This window comes from Hymenobacter sp. (assembly GCF_035709525.1).
GTDB lineage: Bacteria > Bacteroidota > Bacteroidia > Cytophagales > Hymenobacteraceae > Hymenobacter.
This window is the reverse complement of record NZ_DASTEP010000102.1, coordinates 1-8432: the sequence shown is the minus strand read 5'-3', so window position 1 is coordinate 8432 and position 8432 is coordinate 1. Positions and strand designations below refer to the sequence as shown.

General features: G+C 61.4%; 8 protein-coding genes. 3 read left to right on the top strand and 5 right to left on the bottom strand.

Translation table 11 applies throughout. The features are described 5' to 3' along the window. Nucleotides 1–256: 256 nt before the first annotated feature. Together VFO93_RS08725 and VFO93_RS08720 are read right to left on the bottom strand one after the other, a co-directional pair. Nucleotides 257–562 (bottom strand): hypothetical protein, encoded by a 306-nt coding sequence (locus VFO93_RS08725; protein ID WP_325133977.1) that lies wholly within the window; start codon nucleotides 560–562, stop codon nucleotides 257–259. 177 nt (nucleotides 563–739) lie between these two features. Next, on the bottom strand, nucleotides 740–1756 hold the full coding sequence (locus VFO93_RS08720; RefSeq protein ID WP_325133976.1) for an acyl-CoA reductase: 1017 nt from the start codon (nucleotides 1754–1756) through the stop codon (nucleotides 740–742). A 129-nt stretch (nucleotides 1757–1885) separates the two neighbouring features. Here VFO93_RS08720 and VFO93_RS08715 point away from each other — a divergent pair, with 129 nt between their 5' ends. After that, nucleotides 1886–2239 carry a 4Fe-4S binding protein gene (locus VFO93_RS08715; RefSeq protein ID WP_325133975.1) on the top strand — a complete coding sequence of 118 codons (354 nt, stop codon included), beginning with the start codon at nucleotides 1886–1888 and terminating at the stop codon, nucleotides 2237–2239. 122 nt (nucleotides 2240–2361) lie between these two features. Here VFO93_RS08715 and VFO93_RS08710 read toward each other — a convergent pair whose 3' ends face one another. Continuing rightward, nucleotides 2362–2940, bottom strand: coding sequence for a helix-turn-helix domain-containing protein (locus tag VFO93_RS08710; protein ID WP_325133974.1), 579 nt, complete (start codon nucleotides 2938–2940; stop codon nucleotides 2362–2364). 441 nt (nucleotides 2941–3381) lie between these two features. Between VFO93_RS08710 and VFO93_RS08705 the strand changes: the two genes are divergently transcribed. Beyond that, nucleotides 3382–4278, top strand: a complete 897-nt coding sequence (locus VFO93_RS08705; protein WP_325133973.1) for an SDR family oxidoreductase — start codon at nucleotides 3382–3384, stop codon at nucleotides 4276–4278. A 12-nt stretch (nucleotides 4279–4290) separates the two neighbouring features. Here the strand turns inward: VFO93_RS08705 and aat are convergent, their stop codons facing one another. Next, nucleotides 4291–4944, bottom strand: coding sequence for a leucyl/phenylalanyl-tRNA--protein transferase (gene aat, locus VFO93_RS08700; RefSeq protein WP_325133972.1), 654 nt, complete (start codon nucleotides 4942–4944; stop codon nucleotides 4291–4293). A gap of 22 nt (nucleotides 4945–4966) precedes the next feature. Next, nucleotides 4967–5527 carry a hypothetical protein gene (locus tag VFO93_RS08695; RefSeq protein ID WP_325133971.1) on the bottom strand — a complete coding sequence of 187 codons (561 nt, stop codon included), beginning with the start codon at nucleotides 5525–5527 and terminating at the stop codon, nucleotides 4967–4969. Between the two features lie 162 nt (nucleotides 5528–5689). Between VFO93_RS08695 and VFO93_RS08690 the strand changes: the two genes are divergently transcribed. After that, a complete protein-coding gene (locus tag VFO93_RS08690) occupies nucleotides 5690–8317 on the top strand; it encodes a valine--tRNA ligase (protein ID WP_325133970.1) in 2628 nt (875 codons plus the stop codon). Nucleotides 8318–8432 lie beyond the last annotated feature (115 nt).

Here is an 8432-nt window from a genome sequence, read left to right as displayed (position 1 = left end):
ATAGCGCGTACTCTGGCACTGTTATAACCGTACCGGACCGCAGCTTCAATCCGGACCGCAGATTCAAACGGATTTTTAGGATTAAACGGATACGCCCGCTGCGCGGGCTGACTACTCGAACGCAGGAGCGGCTTCGCCAGCTCTTTAAAGGTTAGCCGAAGGCTACCCTGCGTTCGCATCGTCAGCCCGCGCAGCGGGCGTATCCGTTAAATCCTAAAAATCCGTTTGAATCTGCGGTCCGGATTGAAGCTGCGGTCTAGCTTTCCAGGCCCAGCACCGCGCGTAGCGGCAGGTTTATATCACCCTTTAGAGTTAAGTAGTTGGCGTGGGCGGTGAGCACTATGGCGCGCACGCGCTTGGTTTGGCCGTCGGCGGTGCGGAAGAAAATGGTGGTTTTGGTGTGGTTGGTGTTGGTGAGTAGCACGGCACGCTCGGCGTCGGCGCGGCGGCGTTTTTGTTGGTCAGGGTCGTGGGCCAGTACGTCGTCGTGCACGTATTCTAGCTCAGTAAGCTGTTCACGGTCAATGGTTTCAACCGCCTCGTCGGTGGGAAGGTAAAACATAGTTGGGCGTAAGGAAAGAGTGGGGCAAACCGCTGGCCGGGGTGGACTCGCAGCAGCCAAACAGGGCCAGCAGCAGCGGAGATGGGTTTACTGTGCAACTTACTACCGGGCATACGTGCAGGCAATGAATTTTGATTAAAAATTTTTCACCAAAAATTCATAAATAAACACTCTCTTTTACACCTCAGCCGCCAAAAACTCCATCGTATCGATGCCATCGGCGTAGTCGGCTACGCCGGGGCTTTGCGCCCGGCCAAACGGGAACGAGCCGGGGTAGCGCCCGCCCGCCGACAAGAGACACTGCGTTTGGGCGGCCACGTTGGTGAGCTGGTCGAGCAGGTCAATCTCTTGAGTGTAGGTGCTGTAGTGTACCACTGAGATGGGCGACACGATGGCCTCACGCTCGGTAAGTAGCAGGAAACCGGTGTCGTAGTGCGGCACGGCATTCACCAGCAGAATGCTTTTGTTGTAGTCGTAGTTGTTCTGGTACTTGTGGTGGTCGAGCACGCGGTGGTAGGGCTGAAGCGCGTCGAGCAGGGGCACGAAGTCGTAGCCCTCGGGCACGTAGAGCTTGCTCACGTTGCGGCAGCCCAGGCCGTAATACTGAAAAATATCGGGGCCGAGCTGGGCCAGCTCCTCGGCCGTTTCGCGGCCCGTGAGGATGCCCAGGCTGGTGCGGTTGCGCCGGATGAGGTGGGGCTTGTTTTTGAAATAATACTCGAAGTAGCGCGCCGTGTTATCCGAGCCGGTGGCGATGAAGGCATCGGCCGCGTTGAGGCGCTCCACGAACTGAATGCGCTCGATGAAAGCTGGTTCGATTTCAGTTAATTCCTTGGTAATCCAGAGCATGAGTACCGTGTCTTCCTTGCTGGGCTTGGCCAGCAGCGTGTGGCCGCTCACGAGCACGCACAGCATATCGTGGAAGCCCACGAGCGGGATGTTGCCGGCCATCACCACGCCCACCTGGCGGGGCTGCGCGGGCTCGGTGGGGTAGCGGCCGGCCCATTGGCTGAGCTGGGGCTCGGCCAGCAGGTGGGCGATGCCGGTGATGGCGGCGCGCACGTTGGGCAGGTCAAACCAGCCGTTGCGGTTGCGGGCGCGGGCGGCGAGGTCGGTGAGCTCGTCGGGGGTGAGGGCGGCGAGGCGTTGGCCCAGGGCCGCGAAGGCGGCGAGGCGGGAAGCGTGGTTCAGCATAAAGAGAAGTAGCGGCAAGGGCAACTGGCCCCTAACTTTGGGGCGCAAAGCAGACGGCCCCGGCATTCTTACGTATAGCCGGGCAGCTTTGACCAGCAAAACTATTCAATCTAAAAGGAGACGAAGGCAATGGCCATCATGATAACCGACGAGTGCATCAATTGTGGTGCCTGTGAGCCGGAATGCCCCAACACCGCCATTTACGAGGGCGGCGCCCAGTGGCGCTGGGCCGATGGCACCAAGCTCAAAGAAGTGGAAACCCTGGACGGCCAGCACGTGGGCGGCACCGCCCCCCAGCGCCCGGTATCCAACGAGTACTACTACATCGTGACCGACAAATGCACGGAGTGCGTGGGCTTTCACGAAGAGCCGCAGTGCGCCGCCGTGTGCCCCGTCGACTGCTGCGTAGATGACCCCGACCACCGCGAAACCCGCGAGCGCCTGACCCAGAAGCAGGCCTGGCTGCACAAAACGGCCGCTTAAAGACCGGCTACGCTGGCACAACCCCGGCCCAAGCGGCAGGTAGGGTGTACGGTACAAGCCATTAGTTGAAGACACAAAAGAGGCGTCCTGCGGGCTGAGAAGCGGCGGGGCGCCTTTATGCGTTAATCGAGTAGGCTGCTGAAGGTGAAGCAGATGACTTCCTGGGTGCGCAGCTGCGCTAGTACCTTGTTGGGCGGCTGCTGCAAGAAATGCGTGAAGTCGTGAATCAGGTGGCTCTGGTCGTAGTAGCCGTATCGTTCGAGCAGGGCCTGCCAGTCGGGCTGGGGGGCCGGAGTGCGCTGCACTTCGGCCAGCAGCCGCCGAAAACGCAGAAATCGGGTGGCTTCTTTGGCTGAGAAGCCAAAATATTTGCGAAAGCGGACTTGCACTGCGCGCTCGGAGAGCCGGCTGGCCGCTGCGATTGCCTTGAGGGCACCCAGGGGGCCGGCGTGCGTCAGCAGGGGAAGATGTCCTAGCAGCTCGGCCTGGGGAGCCGGCAAAGGCTGCACGCACGACTGGTAAAACGCGGCTAACAGCTGCCCCATTTGGGCGGGTGAGCTAGCCACTTGCAGGCGCTCCCAAAGCTGAGCAAACGAGCCCGCCGTGCCGAGCGCATCGGGGTCGATGAAGCGGCCGCGCAGGTGCTCGGCCGGCACTTGAAACAACTGGTAAAAACCGCTGAGCGTGAGCGTAACGGCCAAAACACGCGCCTGAAGGCAGCCGGTACTGCACCGCCGTGGTAAGCGGCCCGGCCACCAGCGTGGTCGCCAGGCACTGCGGGGGGCCGCCGGCAAACCAGATGGTCGCCGCCGGCCCCAGATTGAAGAGTAGCACTACCTGAAACGTAGGCAGAATAGTGCGGACTACGGCCGCCGGCCCCGTGGCCGTGAGCACCAGCAGCTGCTGCACTACCGGCCGCAGGCTGGCGGGCGGCGCGCAAAACTCTTCGTGAACCGCAGGCAGGGGAGTGGGCATGGCAAACGGCGTTTTCTTACAATTGGCCGGGGGAAATACGCGGCAATTTTGCCCCGGATACCAAACGCGCCAGCTCCTACAGGGGTGGTGCGCCGGCCCGGCGGCAGGAAACTCCTGCCGTGCTCAACCCAAGCTCTTAGCGGAGCTTACTACGCAGCTACTACCCTATGCACAGCTTGCAAGTTCCCCCTTCCGCACCTACCATCCTCCTGACCGGGGCTACGGGTACCGTGGGCCAAGCCCTCGCACAGACCCTGGCTGAGCGGGGTATCGCCTTTCGGGCACTGGTGCGCCAGCCCGGTGCCCCGGCCACGCAGCGGCTAGCCGCCATCGCCGGTGCCGAGGTAGTGCCGGGCGATTTCGACGACCCCGCCAGCCTCCAAAGAGCACTGACAGGTATTGAACGCGCTTTTTTGCTCACCAACTCGACCGAGCAGGCCGAGGCGCAGCAGCTACGGTTTGTGGAGCTGGCGCGCCAGGCGGGCGTGCCGCACCTAGTGAAGCTCTCGCAATGGGCGGCCGATGCGGCCTCGCCAGTGCGGTTTTTGCGTTACCACGCCACCGTGGAGCAGGCTATTCGAGCGGCGGGGCTGACGTTTACTTTCCTGCGTCCCAATCTGTTTATGCAGGGCCTGCTGGCCTTTAAAGGTAGTATTCAAGCACAAGGGCAGTTTTTTGCGCCCATCGGTGAGGCCCGCATCAGTGTGATTGATGTGCGCGACATTGCCGCTGTGGCTGCTGCCGCCCTTACCGAGCCGGGGCACGAAAACCAGACGTATAACCTCACTGGCCCGGCTGCTCTCACCCACGCCGAAATGGCGGCTCACCTGGCTGCGGCAGTGGGCTACCCCGTAACGTTTGTTGATGTGGCGCCCGCCGCCCTGCGCGGATACCTGGCCGAGGCGGGTTTCCCCGAGTGGCAAGCCGAAGGCCTGCTCGAAGACTATGCGCACTACCACCGGGGTGAGGCCGCCGTGGTAGCGGCCGGCGTGCAGCAGGCCACCGGCCAGCCGCCCCGCGACTTTGTCGCGTTTGCCCGCGACTACGCGCCGGCCTTCCGGTAGCCCCGCCAGTTGTTAAAAAAGCGGCCGGGTAGCATCCTGCTCGGCCGCCAGCAGCGCCAGAAATTCCGCCCGCGACACCTCTTCCGCGCCCAGCGCCGCCATGTGCGGCGTGAGCTGCTGAATGTCAAACCACGCGCTGCCCCGCGCCCGCAGGTGCTCGGCCAGCGCCAGCACGGCCAGCTTGGAGGCATTGGCGCGGTGGTGAAACATGCTTTCGCCCGCAAATACGCCCCGCACGGCCACGCCATAGAGGCCGCCTACCAATTCGTCGCCGTCCCATACTTCCACGCTGTGGGCGTGGCCGGCGGCGTGCAGCGCCTCGTAGCCGCGCACGAGTTGCGGCGTTATCCAAGTGCCGTCCTGGCCGGGGCGGGGCTGCGCCTGGCAGGCCCGCATCACCTGCCCAAAGGCCTCGTCGAAGCTGATGCGCCACGGCGACTGCCGCCACGCCCGCGCCAGGCTGCGGCCCATATACAACTTATTCAGACGCAAAATGCCTCGCCTGGGCGGGCAAAACCAGGCCAGCGGCCACCCCGGCACCGGCCACGGAAAAATGCCCTGCGCGTAGGCTGCCAGTAGGTTTTCGACGGTGGGCTGGCCGCCGAGCAGCAGCAGGCCGTCGAGGTCGTCGCGGGCGGCGGTGGGTGGGGGGAAGGTGAGGGGCATTGTAGATGAATAGGAGCTTTGTTTACTGGTACTTAAACTTTTGATAAAAAGCTTGTGCTGATTCTGGAATAGCCTTGTCGATTTCCGGCCACTGGTGGGCATTTTCTAATTTGAAAGCCTCGTAAAGAGCAGTAAAGCGAATTATTTGCTTCTTAGCCTCCTCAATTGAGCCATACCCGTAGCCATCGGCCGCAAGGTCATATTCGCTATCTATGCTGTGCATAAAATAACGCTCTTCCTCTGAGAACTCACAGTGCACGCCCAGCCAGTAAATAGTGTTGGCGACCTGCCGTAATGACAGATTATTAGCCGTATAGTGTTGATAGAGATAGCCAAGAACTGCGCGCCCGGACATTTGCGGCTTGTCTTCCCCAACAAGATTGTGGAGGATAGAAATGGTATCGTTGATGTTCTTGCTTCCGCTCAGGGCAAGCTCGATAATATAGTAGGGCGGTTCGGCTTCTTGCTCAATCTGCTTATCAGCCCTAGCAATAATCTGCTGCTTATCCATAATCGAATTGATGAGGCAGATTCGGAATACTTCGAGTAGGGCAGTAGTTTCCGCTGAGTTGGGTTGCTGCATAGTTTTCATTTCCCCGTAGCTGACGGATGAAACGCGAACTACAAAGTTCGCGCTACTGGCAAAAAGCCTCGCCGTACTTTTGCCGGCTACTACTTGTACTAGCCACGCAGCCAGCCTGCGTAGCAGGCGTATCCGTTTAATCCGACAAATCCGTTTGAATCTGTGATTGCTAAAACCTATTCGCCCGCCGACGTTGAAGCCAAATGGTACCAGCGCTGGCAGGAGCAGGGCTTTTTCAAAGCCACCGTAAACCCCCGCAAGCAGCCCTACACCATCGTGATACCGCCGCCCAACGTGACAGGCGTGCTGCACATGGGCCACATGCTCAACAACACCATCCAGGATGTGCTGGTGCGCCGCGCCCGCATGCAGGGCAAGGAAGCCTGCTGGGTGCCCGGCACCGACCATGCCAGCATCGCCACCGAGGCCAAGGTAGTGGCCATGCTCAAGGAGCAGGGCATCGAGAAAAAAGACATCAGCCGCGAGCAGTTTCTGGAGCATGCCTTTGCCTGGAAAGACAAGTACGGCGGCATCATCCTGGAGCAGCTCAAGCAGCTCGGGGCCAGCTGCGACTGGAGCCGCACGCGCTTCACAATGGAGCCCAAGCTGACCGAGGCCGTGCTGCGCGTGTTCGTGGACTTGTACCGCAAGGGCCTGATTTACCGCGGAGTACGCATGGTGAATTGGGACCCGCGCGGCGGCACCGCCATCTCCGACGAGGAAGTGATTCCGAAGGACACGATGGCCAAGATGTACCATTTGCGCTACGAGGTAGTGGGCCAGCCCGACCGCTTCCTCACGGTGGCTACCTCGCGCCCCGAAACCATCATGGCCGACGTGGCCGTGGCCGTGAACCCCACCGACCCGCGCTACCAGGATTTGGCCGGGCAGCGCGTGCGCATTCCGCTGCTGGGCCGCGAAATCCCGGTTATTCAGGACGACTACGTGGCCGTGGACTTCGGCACGGGCGCGCTGAAAGTGACGCCCGCGCACGACCTCAACGACTACGAAATCGGCCTGCGGCACAACCTGCCGGTGCTCGATATTCTGGCCGATGATGGCACGCTCAATGAGAAAGCCGAGCTGTACGTGGGCCAGGACCGCTTCGCGGCCCGTCGCAACATCGTGGCCGACTTGCAGGAGGCCGGGCTGCTCGATAAAATCGAGGAGTACGCCAGCATCGTGCAAACCTCGGAGCGCACCGGGGCCGTGATTGAGCCCAAGCTCAGCTTGCAGTGGTTCCTGAAAATGGAGCACCTGGCCAAGCCCGCGCTCGAAGTCGTGGAGAACGACACCATCAAGCTGCACCCGCCCAAGTTCAAGAACACCTACCGCGTGTGGATGGAAAACGTGCGCGACTGGTGCATCTCGCGGCAGCTATGGTGGGGGCAGCGCATCCCAGCCTACTACCTGCCCGATGGCACCTTCGTGGTGGCTCTCACGGCGGAGGAGGCCCTAGGGCTGGCCCGCGAGCAAAGCGGTAATAACAACCTGCAAGCCAGCGACCTGCGCCAGGACGAGGACGTGCTCGATACCTGGTTTTCGTCGTGGCTGTGGCCCATCTCGGTGTTCGACGGCTTCGACGACCCCGACAACGCCGATATCAACTATTTCTACCCCACCAACGACCTCGTGACGGGGCCGGACATCCTCTTTTTCTGGATTGCCCGCATGATTATGGCCGGGCTGGAATACCGTAAGGAGGTGCCCTTCCGCAACGTGTACCTGACGGGCATCGTGCGCGATGCGCAGGGCCGCAAGATGAGCAAGCAGCTCGGCAACTCGCCCGACCCGCTCGACCTCATCCGCGATTTCGGTGCCGATGGCGTGCGCACCGGCCTGCTGTTCTCGGCCCCGGCCGGCAACGATTTGCTCTACGACGAAAAGCTGATTCATCAGGGCCGCAACTTCAACAACAAGCTCTGGAACGCCTTCCGCCTGGTAAAGGGCTGGGAGGCCGACAGCCGCCTGCCCTTCGTCAACGCGCAGGCCGTGAAGTGGTTTGAGGCCAAGCTGGCTGAAGCCATCGCGGTGATTGACGAGCACTTCGAGAAGTTCCGCATCAGCGACGCCCTACTGGCGGTGTACAAGCTTGTCTGGGACGATTTCTGCTCGTACTACCTCGAAATGGTGAAGCCGGCCTACCAGCATCCCATCGATGCCGAGACGCTGCGCGTGACCGTGGGCTTCCTCGAAACGCTGCTCAAGCTGCTACACCCCTTCATGCCCTTCATCACCGAAGAGCTGTGGCACGAGCTGGCCGAGCGCGGCCCCCGTGACTACGTGTGCGTGGCACACTGGCCCAAAGCCACCGCGCCGGCCGACACCGCCGCCACCCTGGCCGAAATGGAGCGTACCCTCGCTATCGTGGCCGGCGTGCAAAACGTGCGCAACAAAAATAAAATCGGCCCGACCAAGCAGGTAGCCCTGGCCGTGAAAACCGACGCGCCCGCCGAGGTGCAGACCTACGCCAGCCTCATCCGCAAGCTCGCCAACCTCAGCGACTTGTCGTTTGTGGATGCGGCCCCGGCCAGCGCCGTGGGCTTCGTGCAGGGCAGCACCGAGTTTTTCGTGCCGCTCGAAATAGCGGTAGACCCCGCCGCCGAGCGCGCCCGCGTCGCCAAGGAGCTGGAGTACGCCATCGGCTTCCGCGACTCGGTCAATAAAAAGCTGGGCAACGAGAAATTCGTGGCCAACGCTAAGCCCGAAGTATTGGAGAAGGAGCGCCAGAAGCTGGCCGACGCCGAGGCGAAGATTGCGGCTCTGGAGCAGGCGCTAGGAGCGCTGTAAGATTCTGAGATAGACGAAAAACGTCCGTCATGCTGAGCTTACCGAAGCATCTCTACCGTACCGTTGGAGGAAGCGGTAGAGATGCTTCGGTAAGCTCAGCATGACGGACGTTTTT